We start from the raw sequence: 20,740 nt of genomic DNA, 5'->3' as shown, positions 1-20,740 counted from the left end.
GTAATCAATCTAACATTTTTTTTATGTAAATTTCTTTGACTATTGTTAATATTTCAGCAAATAGCACTAGTTGATGGTAGCGAAGACGGTGACTCCTGCGGGAACGCACACAGCGTAAGACGCAACAGCCCTCGCGTTAGCGAGGGTTGCGGCTTACGTGTGTGCCCGCGGAAAGCACCGTCGTAGCGGACATCAACGGTAAAATAAAAATTTATTTTGAACACCTATGCACCTGCTCCATAATTAAAAGGCTATGCCAAGCCTCGCTTCCTAAATCTTAAGAGTTTATGAATATTCATGAAGATATCATAAGAAATGGAACAAAATGCCCTGTAAAACGTATAATTATGTAATAATCTTAAAGTTAGAAAAAGGGGTTGAGCTTTTGAAGAAATTTAATATTGCAGCACTATTATTACTAGTAATGCTTGTAGTGAGCTATGCTCTGCCTATTGCTGAGGCAAGTGCCGCACCTACATTAGAGGTACAAGCAAAGGCTGGCCTTACAGGAAAGGCTAAATATCAATCGGTGACACCGTTGCAAGTGACAGTGAAAAACAACGGTGCTGACTTTTCTGGGGATATGGCGATTAATGCCTTTAATTCTTATCAGGCAGCATCAGCGCTTGTCGTTCCTATCGATATAGCAGCTGGCGAAGAAAAAACATTTACACTTTATTTGGACGGGCTAGCGGATTATGGCTATTCAGATGATGATGTATTTGCCTTTTATGAGGGTAGTATTGAAAAAGGCAAAAAGGTTGCATACAAAGGAACTAAACGTTTGCAGGCGAATTTTTTAGAAGAAAACTCAGTATTTATTTATACGCTAACAGAAAAAAGTGACCGTTTATCGGCCTATTTGCGCTTATCTCAATTTGTGCCATCATCTAAGGTTGAAATATTTCATTTAAATCAACTAAAGGATTATACATTACCTGATGTTGCGCAAGGCTTTGCAATGGCTAATATTATTGCAGTCGATGAAGCTGCCATTGCTGATTTATCACAAAAACAGCAAGAAGCACTATTAACTTGGGTACAAGATGGCGGTACATTATTACTTGGCGGCTCTGAGCAAATCAACACTACAGCTGGCATTTTTAAAGAATATTTACCGCTAACATTATCTCAACAAACAACTAGTGTCTCAGCAGATAGCTTAAAAAACTTATCTGGAGGCGGTAATTTTACACAAGCTATTGATGTTTATACAGCAACAGAAAATGAAGGAAGTATCCCTGTCCTTAAGGACAATAATACTATTTTAGCTGCCAAGAAAAAGATTGGTAGTGGGGAAATTGTGCAAACGACGTTTTCGTTAGGTGATGAGCCTTTAGCGTCTATGGATGGCTATGCGGCATTAACAGCTAAGATGATCGACCTACAATCGAAGTCTCAGCAAACAGTTATGCAAGGTGGATCTACATTAGATCAACTTTCATATGAGTTAGGCAGTATTAATGAGCTATTCCCATCATTTGAAGTGTCAGTTAGCTATATGCTTATTGTCATTATTCTTTACATATTAGTCATAGGTCCACTCCTGTACTTCGTGTTAAAGAAAATGGATAAGCGAGAGCATGCATGGTGGGTAATTCCTGCAATTTCAGTTGTTCTTTCAATATTGCTATTTATAGTGGGGGCAAAAGATCGTATTGTACAGCCACAAGTACAGCAATCTGCATTTTTTAAAGTAAATGAAGATAGCAGTTTAAATGGCTATTACGTAGAATCGATTTTAACAAATCGCGGTGGTGATTTTGTTGTCAATGCGGACAAGTCTACGACTGCACTAGCATTTCGTAATAACTATAATCTTTCTGGTACAACGGGTGCATTACATGAATCATCCTATATAAAAGAAAACGCTAATGGTTCTACGTTAACATTACGTGATTTAAGCTACTGGTCAGTCCAATCGTTTGGAGGAAAAACAGCAGCTCAAAATATTGGCAAAATGGATGTGGATCTAACATTAAAAGATGAAAAGCTTTCAGGGACAGTGAAAAATAACTTCCCATTTGCTCTGAAGGATGTCACGGTGATCTCAGGCACAAAAGAAGTACAGCTTGGAGATATCGAACCAAATGCCATACTGAAAGTGGACAAAGAAATCAAAACGACGATGCTACAAAAGCCTACAAACTTTAATAATTATAATTATGATTATCCAAAAACGAAGGAAGAGGTTGACCCGCTGCGTATTGACCGCATGAAATCGCAAGCACTGCTTTTGGTGGAAAATGACAAACAACCTGTTATTACTGCTTGGGCGGAGCAAGCCATTGTCGGCGTAGAACTTGGAACGAGTGTTAAGATGTCGCCAATTTCTTACTTCATACAGCCTTTTAATGGGAAAGTTGAGCTGTCCGGTCCATTTACGATGAAACGTAATAACTTTACCTATAATTTGACTACACAATCGTCTAATGCCTCCTTTGATAAAATAGATGAACAGTTGAATACGTGGTACTTATCAGATGGTGTATATGAATTATCAATTGAGATGCCTGATCATTTTATGGATTTCGTTCAATCTTTAAATGAACTGACAATTGCTAATAAAGATGTGAAACGTATGCAGTTATCCATTTGGAATAATGCAACAAAAGATTATGAGCCATTTGTTGATACGAAACAAGTGTTTACAAATAATATTACCCAATACTTCAATGAGGAAGGTCAGCTGCGTTTAGAAATTAAATTTGGACCAGATCAAACGGGCGAGCAGACAAAATTACCTGATATTGAGCTGAAAGGAGTGGCGAAGTAATGATAGAGATTCGTGATTTAACAAAAAAATATGGCTCCTTCACAGCACTAGATCATTTAAATCTGTCACTGGAGGAAGGGGTTGTGTTTGGCTTTGTGGGTGCCAATGGTGCTGGTAAATCAACAACGTTTTCAATTTTGGCAACATTGTTATCCCCAACTTCAGGCGATGCACTCATCAATGGCAAAAGTGTCATCAAGGAACCGAAAGAAGTACGTAAACAAATTGGTTATATGCCCGATTTCTTTGGAGTATATGACCAACTAAAAGTAGATGAGTATTTAGAATTTTATGGTGCTAGCTACGGCATTGCAGCACAGGAGCGTAAAGTATTGATACCGCAGTTACTAGAGCTTGTTAATTTAACGAATAAACGCTATGAATATGTCGACTTATTATCACGTGGGATGAAGCAACGTCTATGTTTAGCACGTGCACTTATCCATGATCCAAAGGTGTTAATTTTAGATGAGCCTGCATCTGGTTTAGATCCACGTGCTCGTGTAGAAATGCGTGATATTTTACGAAATTTAAAATCGATGGGGAAAACAATATTAATTTCCTCGCATATTTTACCGGAGCTTGCAGAAATGTGTGATGAAATTGGTGTTATTGATAATGGTAAACTGATTGCTCATGGTAATGTGGCTTCTATTCAAGCGCAGTTACAAGGAGAAAAGCGCATTGTCATCAAGGTAGCGGAGCACTTACAAGAAATACGCGCATTTTTAGAAGAAGATCCACTAATCTCTTCTATTGATGTAATGGATAATCGCATGGAAATTGCGTTTAATTATCGTGGCACAGAGACTGAACAAATCATGCTACTGAAAAAAGCAATGCTTGCAGATTTACCAATTTATGCACTGACTGAGGAAGAGAAAGACTTAGAGGATGTCTTTATGGCGATTACGAAGGGAGCGGACAATCAATGATGGAAAGATTTTATAATCCGGTACTCGTAAAAGAGTTGAAGTTACGCTTCCGTTCTTTTAAAAGCTTTTCAGGTTTAATGTTTTATCTAGCGGTCATATGCATTTTTATCGCAGGCTTTTTACTTTTGACAACTGGCTTTACCGGCAAAGGCTTCTTTAGACCGGATACGAGTTTTATGATGTTTGCTGTATTGACCATTTTACAAATGGCACTCGTACTTTTCATTACACCAAGCTTAACTGCAGGGGCAATTAGTAGTGAACGAGAAAAGCAAACATTAAATATATTACTGACAACAACGCAAAGCTCGACACAAATTGTTATAGGTAAACTTTTATCGTCCGTAGCGTTTTTAGTCTTAATGTTAATCGCAGGGCTACCGTTATATAGTTTAGTATTTTTATTTGGTGGGGTATCGCCTTCACAACTCATTTCAATCTTTCTATTTTACTTAGTAACCGTAGTGGCAATTGGTAGTATTGGTGTGATGTTCTCAACGATTACAAAGAGAACAATTGTTGCGATGATTGCAACTTATGGCTCGATTATTTTCTTAGGAGGCATAACGGCGTTTTTCTTCTTCCTATCAATGGCATTCCATCAAATGGGCAATACGGCTGCTGCTAGTTCATCTTTTATGACTTACTTTTGGGCTTCCATTAATCCAGGAGCTTTAATGTTGACCCTTATTTCACCATCTATGGGAGATGCATTAGTCGAAATTAGTGGGATTGAAATACCAGTGTGGCTAACTTATTTAGTCTTTTACTTAATACTTATTGTGTTAAGTTTAACGATTGCGATTAAGAAATTACGTGCCAATATGAAAAGTAACCGATGAGGAGGAAACAGCATGGAGCGTCGGAAGCAATTACACAAATATATTCAGCGTGCGCAACGCAGTTTAACATTTGAGAGAAGCCTACCTATTGCACAGTACGGGTTGTTTTTAGCATTGCTTTCGAGTGCTTCACTCGTCCTCGTTTCAAGGCTCTTTGTTTGGCCCTATTATCGCCAAATTGCGCTAGCTGTCTTTATTATTGGCTTACTTGTTACCGTTGTTTTGCTATGGTGGCAACGTGTCAAAGAGAAGGAAGCATTGCATGCACTTGATCAATACTTCTCACATAATGAACTGGTAACAGCATTATCTTTAAAAGATGATGAAGATCCGCTAGTACAATCATTACTAGCAAAAGCCATCTACAAATCAGAACAAGCCTTTGCTCAATTTAAAGCGAGAAAGAAAAACTTGTTTCGACCTAAAGCGTTTGTTGGTCTATTTGCATCAGCTGTTGCCTTAGCAATACTTTATATGTTCCCAGCGGCAACACAAATGGAAGCGATTGAAGTGGAAAAGGAAAAAGCTGTTATCGAGGACATTAAAAAAGAAGTGGCAAAGCTTGAAAAAAAAGCAGAGACAAAAGAAGTGAAAGAGCAATTAAAAGAATTGCAAAATACGTTAAAAGAAGCACAAACAGCCGAAGAAGCGTTACGAGAAGTTGTGAAAAAGCAGAAGGAATTAGCGTTAAAAGAACAGCAATTAAAAGATAAGCAAACGGCAAGTAAAGATGGGGCTACCGACAATAACGCACTATCAAAAGAGGAAATTGAACAATTGAACGAGCTAGCACAAATGCAGCAACAGCTTACACAAAGTGCAAATGCAACACAAACTGCGATGAGTAACTTAGGAAAACCGGCAAGTAATACATTGCAAAACGCCATTGCTAGCGCTAATAGTGCAAATAATAATCAGCAAAGCAATACAAATTCGAATCAACATTCTTCTGGAAACGCACAGTCAAGCAATCAGCAAGGGCAAGCAGGACAGCAAGGACAAAATGGTGGGCAGCAAGCAACTGGCAATGGCCAATCACAAGGTAATCAGCAGGGCCAAGGTCAAGGTCAGGGCCAAGGTCAGGGGCAAGGTCAAGGGCAAGGTCAGGGGCAAGGCTCTGGTACTAGTCCAGGTAAAGGTGCAGGAAGAGGTCAAGGAGGTCGCGACTTATTGACGACACCTAGAATTGGCGGTTCAAGTGAGACAACTGTTGATAGCGGACAATTAGGTGATGGTGCGCATGTGTCAGAGCAACAAGGAAATGGACCAATTACCAAAGGCTCAATCCGACCGTATGAAGAAGTGATTGGCTCCTATAAAGATAGCTACTTAGAAAGCTCTGAGCGTTTACAATTGCCGAAAGATTTACAACATGTCGTGCAATCTTATTTCACGACAATTGAGTCGCAGTAGGAGGAGAAGAAATGGCATTTACAGAACAACAGTATGTCGACATGGGTACAAAATTACAACAAGTAAAGGATGAAATTCATCGTTTTATTGTTGGACAAGAAGAAGCGATTGATTACACATTATATGCAGTGCTTGCAGATGGTCATGCGCTATTAGAAGGGCTACCAGGCTTAGGGAAAACAATGCTTATTCGAACAATTTCTGAAGTGCTGGATTTATCGTTTTCCCGTATTCAATTCACGCCGGACTTAATGCCTGCTGATATTACAGGAACAAGCATGATCGAGCGCACAGCAGATGGCAGACAGCAATTTACATTCCAGCCAGGACCTATTTTTAGTCAGATGGTATTAGCAGATGAAATTAACCGTGCAACACCAAAAACGCAAAGTGCCTTGCTTGAGGCCATGGGAGAAAAAACGGTGACAATTTTAGGTGATACGAAGAAAATGGCTAAACCATTTTTCGTGTTAGCTACACAAAACCCTATTGAAATGGAAGGAACATATCCGTTGCCAGAGGCGCAAATGGACCGTTTTCTTTGTAAAATACTTGTGCCATATCCCGAGAAACGTGAGCTTATGGAAATTATGAAACGTACAACAGGTGCACAAGAAGTGAGCTTACAAAAAGTACTTGATACTGATGGCTTAATTTTGGCGCAACAAATGGTTAAGGAAGTGCTGATTGCTGATGAGATGCTAGAGTTTGCTGCTGATTTAGTCGTGGCAACACATCCTGAAAGAGCAGATGCTATCGATGAAGTAAAGCACTATGTGCTGTATGGTAGTGGTCCTCGTGGCTTACAAAGCTTAATTAGATTAGCAAAGGCTAGAGCCTTGATGAGCGGGCGTTTCCATGTCTCTGTCGGAGATATTAAATCAGTGGCGAAGCCGGTATTACGTCATCGCATGTTGTTGAATTATGAAGGGGAGGCTTCAGGTAAGACAGCAGATGATGTGATAGATGTTATTTTAGAAAAAGTGCAACAAGGCGTAAGTCGATGACAAAGCATATTTTGCCCGAAGATTGGTTAGCGAAAATAAGTCGTTTCCAAGTAGCGACTGCCTCCAAATTGCGTGGTCAGCATAAAGGCTCGCATCGTTCGCAGCGCTTTGGGGCATCTCTCGACTTCTCCGATTTTCGCGAATATCATTTAGGTGATGACGTGCGACAAGTAGATTGGAACGTCTTTGCAAGAACCGATAAATATTTTATTAAGCGCTTTTTAGATGAACAAGAAATGCGCGTGCATATTTTGTTAGATGCAACAAAATCAATGGGCGAGCCCGCAAAATGGACATTTGCTAGACAAATCGTGGCGTCACTTGGATTAATGGTACTTGGGCGTGATGACCGTTTATCGTTTTCATTTGTGCAAGATGACTTGCTGCCGCCGTTTCGACGTAAGGGGGCTATGTATCGTCGCGCATTTTTACAAGTGGTCACAGCTATTGAAGAGGCAAACTATACAGCAGGCTTTGCCCAAGGTGCATTAAAAGCTCTACCGAAGGATAGTACAGTGTTATTTATTGTGACGGATGGGCTTGAACCGATTGAGGAATGGCAACAGTTATTAAAAAGATTGCCTCGTTTTGCAGGTGATGTGCGCATTGTTCAAATTGTCACAGAAGAGGAGCTATCCCCTCAATATTCAGGTGATGTACGGTTACTAGATCGTGAAACTGGGCGTGATGTCAACGTCACGATGTCAGCCAAAGTACTCAATACGTATGAGGCAAAACGTCGCCAACATGAAGAGGAGTTTGAAGCAATTTGTCGTCGCTATGGCGTACGTAAGTTGCAACTCAAGGTGGAGGATGGTTTGCAGCATGCGATTTTTCAACAATTACTGAAAGCACATTGGATTAGGTGAGGTGAGCCGTTTTGGGCTTTAGTCAAATTATTTTTAGCTGGACGGCCATCATCCCGGTCATTGTCCTGCTCTATTATTTCTTTCGCAAAAAATATACCGATCAAACGGTGTCTTCCACACTTTTTTGGTCTGAAATTATGCAAGAAACGCGTGTGTCTCCATATTTAAAGCATTTACAAAAAAATGCGTTGCTATATTTACAATTGCTTGCGTTGTTGCTATTGGTACTAGCATTGATGAATCCGTATATAAAAAAAAGCACGATTGCTGGCGCGCAGACGATATTTATCGTGGATACATCCGCTACAATGCTAGCTGGTAAAGAACAATCAACTTTCGACGCACATAAAAAAGAAATGCTGTCATTAGTCGAACAACTGGATGGACGACCTGTCACGTTAATTACAACAGGCAGTTCACCACAAGCAGTTTTACAACAGGAAACAAGCGCAAAAAGTATTGAAAAAGCAATCCAAGATTTACACGTAACATATGAAACAGCGCAAATAAATAAGGCGCTTGATGTGGCACAAGCATTTGTCGGCGATACGCCCACATCAATTTATGTCTTTACAGATACACTCGATAAAAAACAATTACCGATGGAGAAAGATACAGTAAAATGGCTTGTTTATGGTGCAGAGAAAAATTTAACGAACGTAGCAATTACACGTTTTGCTGCAACAACAGATGGTAAGTCTACAATAGCATTAGTGCAGTTACAAAACGATACGAACCAACAACATAAGCTGACACTTACACTCCAAAACAGTCAAGGGGAGGTAATTACAGAGGAGCAAATTTCCCTTGCTGGCAATGAGGCTACTACGAAAACATTTAAAGATTTACCATTAATAGATACGCTAACAGCTAACATCGATGTAGAAGATAATTATGCTGTTGATAATCGTCAATCGGTCGTGTTGCAAACAGCTACCTCGAATATCGTCGTCGATCAAAGCCTGCATCAACTAATTCAAAAGGGCTTTCAATCGATAAACAGTCATGTCAAAATTGTTCCTTCCTTGCAGCTAGCAGATAACCAAAATGCGACTATCGTGACTAATCAAACAGCATTACTGCAAAAAATGGCTAGACCAATCGTGTTATTTGGGCGCGATGAAGTTGAAAAAAAGGAAATTAATGGAGAGGTAAAAATAACGAGCGATGCTTTATTTGCCTTTAGTGACTTAAACGATATTTATGTAAGTGCGGTATATCCTGCGTTCGATAATTATAAAACTATTGCCACGGTAGGCGATGAACCATTTATTCAACGTTCTCCACAAGGAGATATAGTCGTCCTTGCTGATATTGCGGATACCGATTGGCCTTTATTTCCTTCCTTCCCGTTATTTTTATGGAGTGTGGAACAACAATTATCTGAATCTGTAGGCTCGCTCGGCATTTTTGCACCTAATGAGCAGCGTGCAGTAGCGCTATCTCAAGGTGAGTGGAGCGTTTATTCTCAGGATGATGAATTTTTATCGACAATTAGCAATGGATTAGTAACGGCTCCAACGCAGCCAGGTATTTATACGGCTCGTTCTAACAGTGAAGAAAAGCGTTTAATCGTGCAACTCCAGGCAACTGAACGTGTAATCGCACAAGGGACAAGCTATACGCTTGGCGAGCTTCAGCAAAATGGCAAGGAAGAAGTATCAAAGGCTTCGTTCGTCCCATGGCTAATACTAATAATTTTATGTTTGCTTGTAGCAGAGTGGGAGGTGCAACGACGACGTGGATTTACGAATTGATACACCATTAGCCTTATTGTTATTATTGCCATTGTTTCTGTACTTTGGATGGACATATTGGCGAGAGCGTATGCGCCTGAAAAAAAGCCATCTTATTGTTATGAGCATTCGCGTAGTAGCAGTCGGTTGTTTAGTCTTTGCACTGGCGGCCCCCTATATTTTATTACCGATAAAGGAAGAGCAAGTACTATATTTAGTGGACCGTTCTGCTTCAATGAATAGCACTGAAGCACAAATGACAAATTTTATAGAGGAAAGTTTGAAAGCGAAAAAGGATGAACAACTTGCAGGGATTTATTCTTTTTCATCAACTCTCCAAACAGAAGCGATGTTATCAAACTCGCTAAAGGAAGTTCCGAAATTTACGGAGATAAAAGATATAGATCAAACGAATATTGAACAAAGTCTTCAACTTGCAACAGGGATTATTGATCCGAAAAAGGCCACACGACTTGTATTACTAACGGATGCCAATGAAACACAAGGCAATGTGTTGGAATTTGCAACAAAGCTAAAAGGGTCCAATATTAGCGTAGATGTTGTGCCTTTCCATCAAAGTGTCGCAAATGATGTTTCGCTGTCAAGCTTTGTTACACCACAGGTAGCATACGTTGGTGAGCAACAGCAACTTGTTACGGAAGTAAATGCAACAGCGGCAGGTCAAGGTGAATTATTACTATACGAAAACGATAAATTAATTCATCGTGAGGCAGTTGAGCTTACAGAAGGCTCTAATGTTTTTACGTATAAACATACAGCAACCGCTGAAGGGCTAGTAAAATATGAGGCACTTGTCCAAGTTGGACAGGACGCTATTTTTGAAAATAATAAATTAACTAGTGTAACGATGGTGCAAAGTGAGCCACATTTACTTATTGTGAATGGCTATGATACGGCATCACCAATTGCTGCGGCGCTAGGGACAAACTCAATTTCCTATGATGTGATCGATGCAGCCAATTTGCCAAATGAGCTTTCTAGTTATTTGCAATATAATGCGATTATTTTTGATAATGTGCCTGGCCACTTAGTCGGTGAAGCAAAAATGAGCGTCATCGAGCAGGCAGTGAAAAATTTCGGTGTTGGATTTACAATGGTTGGTGGTGAAAATAGCTTCGGCTTGGGTGGCTATTTTAAAACGCCTATTGAAACATTATTACCTGTAGAGATGGAGATAAAGGGCAAAGAGCAATTGCCATCTTTAGGGCTTGTCATTGTACTGGACCGTTCAGGCAGTATGTATGGCTCAAAGCTGGAGCTTGCCAAAGAAGCGGCCGCTCGTTCGGTGGAAATGTTAAGGGATGAGGATACGCTCGGATTTATCGCCTTCGATGATCGCCCTTGGGAAATTATCGAAACGGCGCCACTTGGCAATAAAGAAGAAGCAGTTGATACGATTTTATCTGTGACGCCAGGTGGTGGTACAGAAATATATAGTTCACTTGCAGCGGCATATGATAGTTTAGCTAATTTAAAATTGCAACGAAAACATATTATTTTACTTACTGATGGACAGTCACAATCGGGTAATTACGAAGATTTAATTGAAACTGCTAAGGAACAAGGAATCACACTTTCTACCGTTGCAATTGGACAAGATGCTGATGGTGCTTTACTGCAATCATTAAGTGAAATGGGTAGTGGGCGATTTTATGATGTCATCGATGAACAGACAATCCCTTCTATTTTATCGCGTGAGACAGCAATGATTTCGCGTACTTATATTGAAGACAATCCATTTTACCCGACCATTTATAATGCAGCTGGATGGAATACACTTTTTGCAAATGGTGTGCCACAAATGAATGCTTATATTGGTACGACAGCGAAGCAAGGCGCTGCGGTAATTGCAGAAAGTGAGAAAGAAGATCCTGTATTGGCGCAATGGCAATATGGACTTGGCAAAACGTTTGCCTTTACATCCGATTCAACGGGGAAATGGACTGGAGACTGGGCAAGATGGCAGAATTGGGGCGCATTTTGGCAAACTATCATTTCGCAAATGCTACCAAGCTATAATGATGTGGCCTATGATGTAAGACTCGAAGCTGATGGCTCGTTTATCATTACAGACCCAACAAATGAAGCGGCCTTTTTAGATATTGTCGCTGTTGATGAAGCCGGCGAGGAACTTGATTTGCAGCTTGAAACAATTTCCGCCTCGCAAGTACGTGCAGTTGTCCAAGCGAAGCCTGGTCTGATTTTTTTCCGTATTGCTGACGAAGAACAGGCCATTTATCAGGCAGGACTTAGTGTACCGTACAGTGCTGAATATGAATTACGTCCTGTCAATGAAACCATTGCGAAAGAACTTACAAAGCAAACGGGTGGCTCTATTTTAAAAGAACCTCAACAAGTGTTTCGTGATTTCACCAACAAAGGAGCGGAGCGCCAAAATATTGCAACATGGCTACTGCTAGCAGGGATGCTATTATTCTTTGTTGATATAACCCTTCGACGCTTTGGTTGGAGCTTTATAACAAGGCATAAGCAACAAGACAAGCATGTAGAAGAAACAACGATACAAGCGGAAGACACAAATGTTGCACAGTTATTAAAGGGCATGAAAAAACGCTCTTAACAAGAAAACGATAGTACAGCGAGAAAAGCTAGTGCTATCGTTTTTTTTGTTCTGTCAATGTAATGTACTTGGCGCTTGTTCTTAGACTGTTAGCAACGATAATCCCGAGAATGGCCCCGATAAGGCTGGATGTGACAAAGGCTGGCATAAAAAATAAGGCTCCTACAGATGTTCCCATTAATAATTGCGCATAAGGGACAGCGACAAGTGAGGCCAGAATACCTGTGCCGAAAACTTCACCTGCACCTGCAAGCCATTTGCTGCAGCTATATTGATAGGCTAACGCCGCACATGCTGCACCAATGACACTTCCGGGAATTGCTAAAAGAGAGCCCGTGCCGGTTAGTATTCGAATAATGGCTGTCATGAAAGCAACGATAATCGTTGGCACTGGACCGAGTAGAATGGCACTGATGACGTTGATGGCATGCTGTACAGGGTAAGCACGAGCAATACCTGTTGGAATGGAAATAAAAGTAGAGCCTGTGACAGCAATCGCTACTAGTAAAGCCATCGTCGTTAGTTTTCGAATAGACATGATCAATTACTCCCTTAAGTTTTTTTGCGTTAATCGCCGATAGAAGTCAGTGAATCGCCGGTGAAATGCGAGAAATCGCCGATAGCATGCCCGCAATCGCCGATAAAACCGCACAAATCGCCGCTAGACCTTGCGAAATCGCTGATAGCACTGCCTAATGAATAAAAAAAGCCGCTTCCTTATAACGAAAGGAAGCGGCCTTGCATTTTTAAAACGAAAGCAAGTGTCGCCACTTCCCTCCGCTAGTGTGAACTAGATCAGGTTCAAAGGGTCCGTATATGAACATATACGTCTCAGCCTTGTAAAGACTCCCCTAGTGGTAAAACATGATTTAATTTTTCATTGATTTCCGCTGCGAGCGGACGCTTTCCGCGGGCACAACATAAGGCGCAACCCTGGCTAACGCGCGGTTTGCCGTGTCTTACGTTTTGTGCTGATCCCGCAGGAGTCGCCACCCTCCACTCCAATCAACCTAAATATTTGTCAATAAACACTTTGGACAAAAATCACTCAGGCTGCATAAGTTGTGGAGCCTTTTTAATTGTCCAAATGAGCGCTAATAGGAAGCAAGTCATTAAAATAATTGACCCGAAAATATAAGGACTATTTATATTCCAGTCGAATAAAAGACCCGCAAGTGCAGGGCCAATCATATTTCCAAGACTCATATAAGCATTGGTAAGACCAGCGGCATAACCTTGCTCACTGCCAGCAAGCTTAGAAATCAGTGTGTTAACGGCTGGACGAATTAACGTAGTTGCCGTTGAGAAAATCGTTGCGACCACTAAAATAAGTGCGAAGCCAGAAACAAATAATATTAAGAAAATGGCTACAGCAGCAATAAATAAATTGACTAGCACAACTTTCATTTCCCCAAAGCGCTTAAAGAGCGGTGTAATAACAAACATTTGCACAATGACACCGAATGCGCCACCTACAGTTAAGATGATTGCAATATCTGCAGGTTTGTAATTAAATTTGTCTGTGACAAATAAGGATAATGTCGTTTGGAAATTGGCGATTCCGAACGAGAATACAAGCATTATTATTAACATTACAAAATATGGCATTTTAACAGAGCGTGCCATCTGCTTTACAAGATTGTCTTGCTTTTGAGCTTTTTGAGCTGCAGTTGGTTTTGTAGAAGGTAATAACAACACCGAAAGGATAGAGGCAATAATAGCTGCTGCTCCAGCCATAAAGAATGGGAAATGCAAACTAACTTTAGAGAGGAATCCACCGATACCTGGTCCAATCATAAAACCAAGAGACATGGCGGCCCCTAACATGCCCATACCTTTTCCGCGTTCTTCATAAGTTGTGATATCTGCTACAAATGCCATAATAGGAGGTGCTACAAAGGCAGAACCTAAGCCTCCTAAGAAACGAGCAACAAAGAGCATCCATACATCTGTGGAAAGCCCAAAAGAAATTTGCCCAATACCAGTTACAATCAGACCAAAAATAATCAAATTTTTTCGACCATATCGATCTGACAGATTCCCAGCAATAGGAGAAAATATAAATTGTGCAAAGGCGAACGTTGCAATGAGCATACCTAGTACTTGTCCTGCTGCACCAAATATATGTAAATATTGCGGCATAACAGGAATAATAATGCCGATACTACCCATTGCGATAAACATATTAAACATTAATATATATAAAGCCGCCTTGTTAGACTTCTGCTGGGTCATCAATTACCCCCCTTTTTTCTATAGAAACATTACTACAGTCTATCATAAAGAAATATTGCTTGGCTATCAGATTATAGTCGTAGATGGATGGCATGGTTAACGATACAAGGGCGGAAAGATAAAGGAAATCGCCACTAAAAATCGTGTATCGCCACAAAACATCTATGAATCGCCACAAAGAAAGTGAGAACCGCCACTAAATACCAATGAATCGACACTAACTGCCGATAGGGGACAACAACAGCCACCAAAAAAGTGTTAGATTGATTGTAGTCAATCTAACACTTTTCCTCTTTAGTATTATCGAATGCTCATTTTAAATTCTAAAAATAATTCATTATATTTGCCCAAGTAATCAGGCCCTAAATTTTTATAAACTTCTAATGTTTTACGTTGTTCCTCAGAAGGATAGAAGCGTTCATCTGTTACGACTTCTTTATCCATTAAACTCATAGCAGCAAGATTTGGTGTAGAATAGCCGACATAATCAGCATTTTGAGCACCAGATTCTGCCTTCAACATAAAATTAATGAAGGCATGTGCGCCATCGATATTTTTCGAAGTTTTCGGGATGACCATGTTATCGAACCATAAGTTGGAACCTTCTTCAGGAACAGCAAAATCTAAATCTTCATTTTCAAATAACATATCAGCTGCTTGACCAGACCAAGTAAGTGCAACAGCCGCCTCGTTATTAATCATTAACGGTGTAATTTCATCACCGATAATCGCTTTGACGTTTGGTGCAAGTGTAATCAGTTTGTCTGTAGCTTGACGTAGCTCTTGGTTATCTAACGAGTTAAGCGAGTGTCCAAGACTGTTCAAGCCCATGCCGATAACTTCACGGGCACCGTCTACTAAAAACACTTTCCGTTTTAACGAAGGGTCCCACAAATCTTCCCATGAAGAGAAATCTAAGTTACCGACTAAATCTGGATTATAAACAATACCAACTGTACCCCAGAAATACGGAACAGAGTATTCATTGTTATCATCAAATGGCAAATCTAAAAAATAAGGGTCGATATTTTTTAAATTAGGAATTTTTGTTTTATCTAATGGAAGTAGTAAATGTTCTTCCTTCATTTTTTCGATCATGTACTCAGAAGGTACTGCAATATCGTAAGCCGTACCACCTTGTTTAATTTTCGTCATCATGGCTTCATTAGAGTCAAATGTTTCGTAAATGACATGAATACCTGTTTCTTTTTCAAATTGCTTTAGCAAATCAGGGTCAATATATTCTCCCCAGTTAAAAATAGTTAAAGTATCTTTACCACTTTTACCACCGTTAGCACTCATTGCATCAGCCGCGTACACTAACAGGGCAGAGACGACAAGAATGGCAATAGCAGCTTGAATTAATGACTTCATTGTGGTCCCTCCGTTCTTTTACTTGTACGACTTGTGAAGAAGTAGTAGCCGACTACAACTAATATTGTCACGAAGAATACTAAACCAGAAATAGCGTTAACCGTTAAGGAAATGCCGGCACGTGCCATTGAGTAAATTTCAACGGATAATGTACTAAAACCATTTCCTGTTACGAAAAATGTTACAGCAAAGTCATCCAATGAATACGTTAAAGCGAGGAAGAATCCTGCAAAAATACCAGGCTGAATATAAGGTAAAATAACGCGCATCATAACATCTTTTTTCGTTGCGCCAAGATCTAATGCTGCATCAATTAACGACTTATTCATTTCTAACAATTTCGGTAATACCATAAGCACTACAATCGGAACACTAAATGCCACATGGGCTAATAGGACGGAAGTAAAGCCTAATTTAATGCCTACCATTGTAAATAAAATTAAAAAGCTGGCACCGATAATAACATCTGGGCTAACGATTAATACATTATTTAAAGAAAGTAATGTATTGCGCATTTTCGAATCTTTTACTGTGACAATACCGATTGCCCCTAATGTACCAATAATTGTGGAGATGAGGGCAGAAAGCAATGCCACGATAACCGTATTAATTAAAATCACGATTAGCCTTGAATCCTCAAAAACAGCTTTGTAGTGATCCAGTGTAAAGGATTGGAAGTTCGTCATGGAATCGCCACTGTTGAATGAGTAAAAGACTAAGTAAAAAATAGGTGCATACAGGACGATAAAAACGATCGCTAAATACACTTTTGCAGATGTTGACAGTTTGCTCATCGTACGCGACCTCCTTTATCTCGTTGACCTGTAATAAGCATAATGATTACCATGAATAAAATTAAAAATACTGCAATGGTAGAGCCCATACCCCAGTTTTGCGTTACAAGGAATTGCTGTTCAATCGCTGTACCGAGTGTAATAACACGGTTTCCTGCAATTAAGCGCGTAATCATAAATAATGATAGCGCAGGAATAAAGACTACTTGAATACCTGACTTTACGCCATCCATCGTTAGTGGTAACACAACGCGACGGAATGTTGTAAAAGCAGAGGCACCTAAGTCACGTGCAGCATAGACAAGCGTTGGATTTAGGCGATCCAATGAGTTGAAAATCGGTAAAATCATAAATGGTATAAAAATATAAACGGATACGAAGACAAAGCTAATATCTGTAAATAGCATTTGTTTCGGGTTAAAGCCGAATACTTCAATTGCTGCGTTAATCGGACCATATAAACCGAAAATACCAATAAACGCATATGTTTTTAACAATAAATTAATCCACGACGGGATAATAATAAGCAATAGCCACAACTGCTTATGTTTTGTCTTTGTTAAAAAATAAGCTGTTGGATAGGAAATCAGCAGTGTAAAGAATGTAATTAAAAACGCATACCAAAACGAGCTAAGGGTCATTTTTAAATAGACAGAAGAGAAAAATGCTTTATAGTTATTGAGCGTAAAATTGCCATGTAAATCGAGTAGGGAATAGTAAACAACAAGAGCAATTGGCGCAATAACGAAAAGTGCAATCCATAAAACGTATGGAAATAACGCTGATTTCGACGTTTTAGTTTGCATCTTCGTCATCTCCATAGGATTCTAGACGTTTATCGAACTCTTCCTCAGTTTCATTTAAGCGCATAACATGAATCGCTTCTGGATCAAAGTCTAAACCTATTTCTGTCCCTACTTCAGCTTTTTTCAATGAGTGGACAAGCCATTCATTACCGTCTTTATCGTATGTGGATAGCTCATAATGTACCCCGCGGAATAATTGCGTATCTACTTTGACAACTAATTTCCCTTTGTCGACAGTAGTAATTTCTAAATCCTCAGGACGAATGACAATATCAATTTTTTCATTTGGTTTCATTCCTTGGTCAACGCATTCAAACACTTTCCCAGCAAATTCAACAGTAAAATCTTTTATCATGACACCATTCACAATATTTGATTCACCGATAAAGTCGGCAACAAAACGGTTAATTGGTTCATCATAAATATCAACCGGTGTGCCTGATTGCTGAATTTGACCTTCACTTAGGACAAATATTTCATCACTCATGGCAAGCGCTTCTTCTTGGTCGTGCGTGACAAAGACAAACGTTTTACCAAGTCGTTGCTGTAATTCACGTAGTTCATACTGCATTTCTGTACGAAGTTTTAAATCTAAAGCCGAAAGGGGCTCATCCAGTAAAATAACTTCTGGGTCATTGACAATGGCACGAGCGATGGCTACTCGTTGACGCTGACCACCTGACATTTCAGAAATTTCTCGATTGCCATAGCCTGCTAAGTTAACAAATTTAAGCGCTTCTCCGACACGTTCTTTAATGTTGCTTTCAGGTAGTTTCTTAATGCGTAGTCCGAATGCCACGTTTTCAAAAACATTTAAATGTGGGAATAACGCATAATCCTGAAATACTGTGTTTACTTGGCGTTGATTGGCTGGCACGGCATTAATTTTCTTATCGTGGAAAAACACATCTCCTGTTGTTGGTTCTGTAAAACCAGCAATAATACGTAAAATGGTTGTTTTACCGCAACCAGATGGACCAAGTAACGTATAGAACTTTCCTTTTTCAAGTTCTAAGTTAATATTTTTTAGGACGACAGTACCGTCACTATATGATTTTGATACATTTTCAAAGCGAATAATTGAATTTGTTGTCATTGAAGCGCCTCCTTAAGCTATAAATAAGAATCTGTTGCGACGAGTAAAATTTTCGTCTCGTCGTCATGTGCATTAAAAATTTGATGATGATCGGCTGCGTCAAAGTAGAGCGCATTGCCTTCACTAGCTATATATTGTTCATTCCCTAAAACGAGACGAATACGCCCTTTGACAATATAAATAAACGTTTCAGACAGCGATGGTTCAAACTGTTTAAATTCACCATCAGCCGCTAGTGTCAAAAAGATGGGCTCCATTTCTTTCTCATTCGATGTCGGGATGAGCCATTGAATTTCATATTTTTTTTCTTCATCTGTATAGGTCGATTGATCTTCCTCAGTGTAGACAACCTTTTGTTCCGGGGCGTCATCATCGAAAAATTCTTTTGGTGTCGATCCTAAAACTTCTAATAATGAAAAAAGTGTTTCAATAGAAGGCGAATTCAAATCTCGCTCCAGTTGTGAAATATAGCCTTTACTTAAATCTGTACGTTCTCCAAGCTCTTCTTGGGTAAGACCTTTTTTCAAACGAAGTGCTTTAATTTTTCCTCCAATTTGCATCCTTTCCCTCCTAGAAGAAGTTTAGCAATCATAAACTTTCAGAAAACGAAGTTTACTTTAACGAAACTTTTAGTTTACTAAAAACATTACTATTATACATAATAATAAAATATTTGCAATCGTTTTAGACAAAAAAATAATGAGGAATTTTATAGAAAAAATGCTTTGAAATTTTTGTGCAAAAATTTGTGTTATACCTGCATAAATTTACGAAAAGTAGGGAATAGCTAACATGTAGTATTGAATATTTTTGGGTTATTTGACAAATATTTGTCATCGTATTTAATACGATTAGCAAGGCGAAGTGAACTTCGTTGAAAAACTATGCTTTCTTTGCTATCGTAGAAGACGGTTCGCATGTGCGAATAGAAAATAAAACTACATATTCGGAGGGATTTATAATGGCAGAACGCATGGTAGGTAAACAAGCCCCAGACTTCACAATGGAAGCAGTACTTCCAGACAAATCTTTTGGTAAAGTATCTTTAGAAGAAATTAAAGCACAAGACAAATGGACTGTACTATTCTTCTACCCAATGGACTTCACTTTTGTATGTCCAACAGAAATTACTGCAATGAGCGATCGTTATGACGAGTTCGAAGACTTAGATGCAGAAGTAATCGGTGTATCAACTGATACAATCCACACACACTTAGCTTGGATTAACACAGATCGTACGCAAAATGGGCTTGGCGATTTAAAATACCCATTAGCTGCAGATACGAACCATGCGATTTCAAAAGAATATGGCGTTTTAATTGAAGAAGAAGGTATCGCACTACGTGGTTTATTCATTATTAATCCAGAAGGCGAATTAAAATATCAAACAGTATTTGATAATAACATTGGCCGTGACGTAGATGAAACTTTACGTGTACTACAAGCTTTACAAACTGGCGGTCTTTGCCCAGCAAACTGGCGTCCAGGTCAAGCAACGCTATAATTAGCTTTCATTCCTCCATGTAAAATGCAGGATAAAGCGAACAATGCATAACATTCAGTTGTGGTGAACACATGCTGAATCCAGCTCCATGCCACGGCACTTACGCCAAGGCGTGATCGTTGCATAAAATAAATAATGGTTCCCCACGATACGCTTGTGGGGATATTTTTTTCAAGGGAGGATTTTTTTATGAAACTTCGTGATCAAATGCCTGAACTTGCAGGCGCAACAACTTGGTTAAATGGGGAAGTAACGAAAGCAGAGTTAGTAGGCGAAAAACCAACTTTAATTCATTTCTGGTCAGTTAGCTGTCATTTATGTAAAGAGGCAATGCCGGATGTAAATAATTTCCGTGATCAATATAAAGATGAATTGAACGTAGTTGCAGTGCATATGCCACGTTCTGAAGCAGATACTGATTTAGAGACAATTAAAGCTGTTGCAGCAGAGCATGACATTACACAACCAATTTTTGTTGATAGCGAAATGAAGCTAACGGATGCATTTGAAAACCAATATGTACCAGCTTACTTTGTGTTTGATAAAGATGGTCAGCTTCGTCATATGCAAGCTGGTGGAAGCGGCATGAAAATGCTAGAGAAACGAGTTAATCGAGTACTTGATGAAATGCGTAATGCATAATCTTAATATTTGTTAGGCGGGGATGAACAAATCCTCGCCTTTTTTAATAGTAACTAGTTAATAGAATGTCGAAAGATTGCAACTAAAATATGTAAAATGACGAATAGTC

General features: G+C 39.5%; 17 protein-coding genes and 1 riboswitch. Of the genes, 10 read left to right on the top strand and 7 right to left on the bottom strand.

Going from position 1 to position 20,740, the window contains the following annotated elements; all coding sequences use genetic code 11:
- The first annotated feature begins 385 nt into the window (after nt 1–385).
- From ACIQXI_RS12790 to ACIQXI_RS12755, 8 genes are read left to right on the top strand one after another with little or no spacing between them, the layout of a single operon-like run.
- Nucleotides 386–2,776: a hypothetical protein gene (locus ACIQXI_RS12790; RefSeq protein ID WP_402925278.1), complete on the top strand. Its 2,391-nt coding sequence runs from the start codon at nt 386–388 to the stop codon at nt 2,774–2,776.
- Nucleotides 2,776–3,711, top strand: a complete 936-nt coding sequence (locus ACIQXI_RS12785; RefSeq protein WP_402925276.1) for an ABC transporter ATP-binding protein — start codon at nt 2,776–2,778, stop codon at nt 3,709–3,711. Before ACIQXI_RS12790 ends, ACIQXI_RS12785 begins: the two co-directional genes overlap by 1 nt.
- Nucleotides 3,708–4,553: an ABC transporter permease gene (locus ACIQXI_RS12780; protein WP_402925273.1), complete on the top strand. Its 846-nt coding sequence runs from the start codon at nt 3,708–3,710 to the stop codon at nt 4,551–4,553. The genes ACIQXI_RS12785 and ACIQXI_RS12780 overlap by 4 nt, the downstream gene beginning before the upstream one ends.
- Nucleotides 4,554–4,565: 12 nt before the next feature.
- Nucleotides 4,566–5,966 carry a hypothetical protein gene (locus ACIQXI_RS12775; RefSeq protein WP_402925272.1) on the top strand — a complete coding sequence of 467 codons (1,401 nt, stop codon included), beginning with the start codon at nt 4,566–4,568 and terminating at the stop codon, nt 5,964–5,966.
- Between the two features lie 11 nt (nt 5,967–5,977).
- A complete protein-coding gene (locus ACIQXI_RS12770) occupies nt 5,978–6,973 on the top strand; it encodes an AAA family ATPase (protein WP_402925270.1) in 996 nt (331 codons plus the stop codon).
- Nucleotides 6,970–7,842, top strand: a complete 873-nt coding sequence (locus tag ACIQXI_RS12765) for a DUF58 domain-containing protein (protein ID WP_402925269.1) — start codon at nt 6,970–6,972, stop codon at nt 7,840–7,842. Before ACIQXI_RS12770 ends, ACIQXI_RS12765 begins: the two co-directional genes overlap by 4 nt.
- An 11-nt stretch (nt 7,843–7,853) precedes the next feature.
- On the top strand, nt 7,854–9,599 hold the full coding sequence (locus ACIQXI_RS12760) for a vWA domain-containing protein (RefSeq protein WP_402925266.1): 1,746 nt from the start codon (nt 7,854–7,856) through the stop codon (nt 9,597–9,599).
- On the top strand, nt 9,583–12,180 hold the full coding sequence (locus ACIQXI_RS12755) for a VWA domain-containing protein (RefSeq protein ID WP_402925264.1): 2,598 nt from the start codon (nt 9,583–9,585) through the stop codon (nt 12,178–12,180). Before ACIQXI_RS12760 ends, ACIQXI_RS12755 begins: the two co-directional genes overlap by 17 nt.
- 34 nt (nt 12,181–12,214) lie before the next feature.
- Here ACIQXI_RS12755 and thiW read toward each other — a convergent pair whose 3' ends face one another.
- The 7 genes from thiW to ACIQXI_RS12720 all read right to left on the bottom strand — a co-directional run bounded on the left by thiW (nt 12,215) and on the right by ACIQXI_RS12720 (nt 19,045).
- A complete protein-coding gene (gene thiW, locus ACIQXI_RS12750; protein ID WP_402925261.1) occupies nt 12,215–12,718 on the bottom strand; it encodes an energy coupling factor transporter S component ThiW in 504 nt (167 codons plus the stop codon).
- 217 nt (nt 12,719–12,935) lie between these two features.
- Nucleotides 12,936–13,043: riboswitch (TPP riboswitch) on the bottom strand.
- 181 nt (nt 13,044–13,224) lie between these two features.
- Nucleotides 13,225–14,415 carry an MFS transporter gene (locus ACIQXI_RS12745; protein ID WP_402925258.1) on the bottom strand — a complete coding sequence of 397 codons (1,191 nt, stop codon included), beginning with the start codon at nt 14,413–14,415 and terminating at the stop codon, nt 13,225–13,227.
- A 300-nt stretch (nt 14,416–14,715) separates the two neighbouring features.
- Nucleotides 14,716–15,789 carry an ABC transporter substrate-binding protein gene (locus tag ACIQXI_RS12740; protein WP_402925256.1) on the bottom strand — a complete coding sequence of 358 codons (1,074 nt, stop codon included), beginning with the start codon at nt 15,787–15,789 and terminating at the stop codon, nt 14,716–14,718.
- On the bottom strand, nt 15,786–16,583 hold the full coding sequence (locus tag ACIQXI_RS12735; RefSeq protein WP_402925253.1) for an ABC transporter permease: 798 nt from the start codon (nt 16,581–16,583) through the stop codon (nt 15,786–15,788). Before ACIQXI_RS12735 ends, ACIQXI_RS12740 begins: the two co-directional genes overlap by 4 nt.
- Nucleotides 16,580–17,389: an ABC transporter permease gene (locus ACIQXI_RS12730; RefSeq protein WP_402925251.1), complete on the bottom strand. Its 810-nt coding sequence runs from the start codon at nt 17,387–17,389 to the stop codon at nt 16,580–16,582. The genes ACIQXI_RS12735 and ACIQXI_RS12730 overlap by 4 nt, the downstream gene beginning before the upstream one ends.
- Nucleotides 17,379–18,485, bottom strand: a complete 1,107-nt coding sequence (locus ACIQXI_RS12725) for an ABC transporter ATP-binding protein (RefSeq protein ID WP_402925248.1) — start codon at nt 18,483–18,485, stop codon at nt 17,379–17,381. Before ACIQXI_RS12725 ends, ACIQXI_RS12730 begins: the two co-directional genes overlap by 11 nt.
- A gap of 17 nt (nt 18,486–18,502) precedes the next feature.
- Entirely contained in the window at nt 18,503–19,045 is a 543-nt protein-coding gene (locus ACIQXI_RS12720) for a helix-turn-helix domain-containing protein (protein WP_024362223.1), read from the bottom strand.
- A 401-nt stretch (nt 19,046–19,446) separates the two neighbouring features.
- On the opposite strand from ACIQXI_RS12720, the gene ACIQXI_RS12715 reads away from it, so the two are divergent.
- On the top strand, nt 19,447–19,989 hold the full coding sequence (locus ACIQXI_RS12715; protein WP_402925245.1) for a peroxiredoxin: 543 nt from the start codon (nt 19,447–19,449) through the stop codon (nt 19,987–19,989).
- A 189-nt stretch (nt 19,990–20,178) separates the two neighbouring features.
- The gene (locus ACIQXI_RS12710; RefSeq protein ID WP_402925243.1) at nt 20,179–20,631 is read left to right on the top strand and encodes a TlpA family protein disulfide reductase; all 453 of its coding nucleotides are present in this window, start codon (nt 20,179–20,181) and stop codon (nt 20,629–20,631) included.
- The last annotated feature ends 109 nt before the right edge of the window (nt 20,632–20,740 follow it).

The sequence above is a fragment of the Lysinibacillus sp. NPDC097195 genome, from assembly GCF_044762075.1.
Classification (GTDB): Bacteria; Bacillota; Bacilli; order Bacillales_A; family Planococcaceae; genus Lysinibacillus.
This window is presented reverse-complemented; position numbering and strand designations above follow the sequence as displayed.

Bases quoted from the DNA above. Each gene is read 5' to 3' on its own strand.
- ACIQXI_RS12730 (WP_402925251.1), bottom strand. From the start codon at position 17,389: ATGCAAACTAAAACGTCGAAATCAGCGTTATTTCCATACGTTTTATGG.
- ACIQXI_RS12765 (WP_402925269.1), top strand. From the start codon at position 6,970: ATGACAAAGCATATTTTGCCCGAAGATTGGTTAGCGAAAATAAGTCGT.
- ACIQXI_RS12710 (WP_402925243.1), top strand. From the start codon at position 20,179: ATGAAACTTCGTGATCAAATGCCTGAACTTGCAGGCGCAACAACTTGG.
- ACIQXI_RS12735 (WP_402925253.1), bottom strand. From the start codon at position 16,583: ATGAGCAAACTGTCAACATCTGCAAAAGTGTATTTAGCGATCGTTTTT.
- ACIQXI_RS12780 (WP_402925273.1), top strand. From the start codon at position 3,708: ATGATGGAAAGATTTTATAATCCGGTACTCGTAAAAGAGTTGAAGTTA.
- ACIQXI_RS12745 (WP_402925258.1), bottom strand. From the start codon at position 14,415: ATGACCCAGCAGAAGTCTAACAAGGCGGCTTTATATATATTAATGTTT.
- ACIQXI_RS12740 (WP_402925256.1), bottom strand. From the start codon at position 15,789: ATGAAGTCATTAATTCAAGCTGCTATTGCCATTCTTGTCGTCTCTGCC.
- thiW (WP_402925261.1), bottom strand. From the start codon at position 12,718: ATGTCTATTCGAAAACTAACGACGATGGCTTTACTAGTAGCGATTGCT.
- ACIQXI_RS12720 (WP_024362223.1), bottom strand. From the start codon at position 19,045: ATGCAAATTGGAGGAAAAATTAAAGCACTTCGTTTGAAAAAAGGTCTT.
- ACIQXI_RS12775 (WP_402925272.1), top strand. From the start codon at position 4,566: ATGGAGCGTCGGAAGCAATTACACAAATATATTCAGCGTGCGCAACGC.
- ACIQXI_RS12715 (WP_402925245.1), top strand. From the start codon at position 19,447: ATGGCAGAACGCATGGTAGGTAAACAAGCCCCAGACTTCACAATGGAA.
- ACIQXI_RS12725 (WP_402925248.1), bottom strand. From the start codon at position 18,485: ATGACAACAAATTCAATTATTCGCTTTGAAAATGTATCAAAATCATAT.
- ACIQXI_RS12770 (WP_402925270.1), top strand. From the start codon at position 5,978: ATGGCATTTACAGAACAACAGTATGTCGACATGGGTACAAAATTACAA.
- ACIQXI_RS12785 (WP_402925276.1), top strand. From the start codon at position 2,776: ATGATAGAGATTCGTGATTTAACAAAAAAATATGGCTCCTTCACAGCA.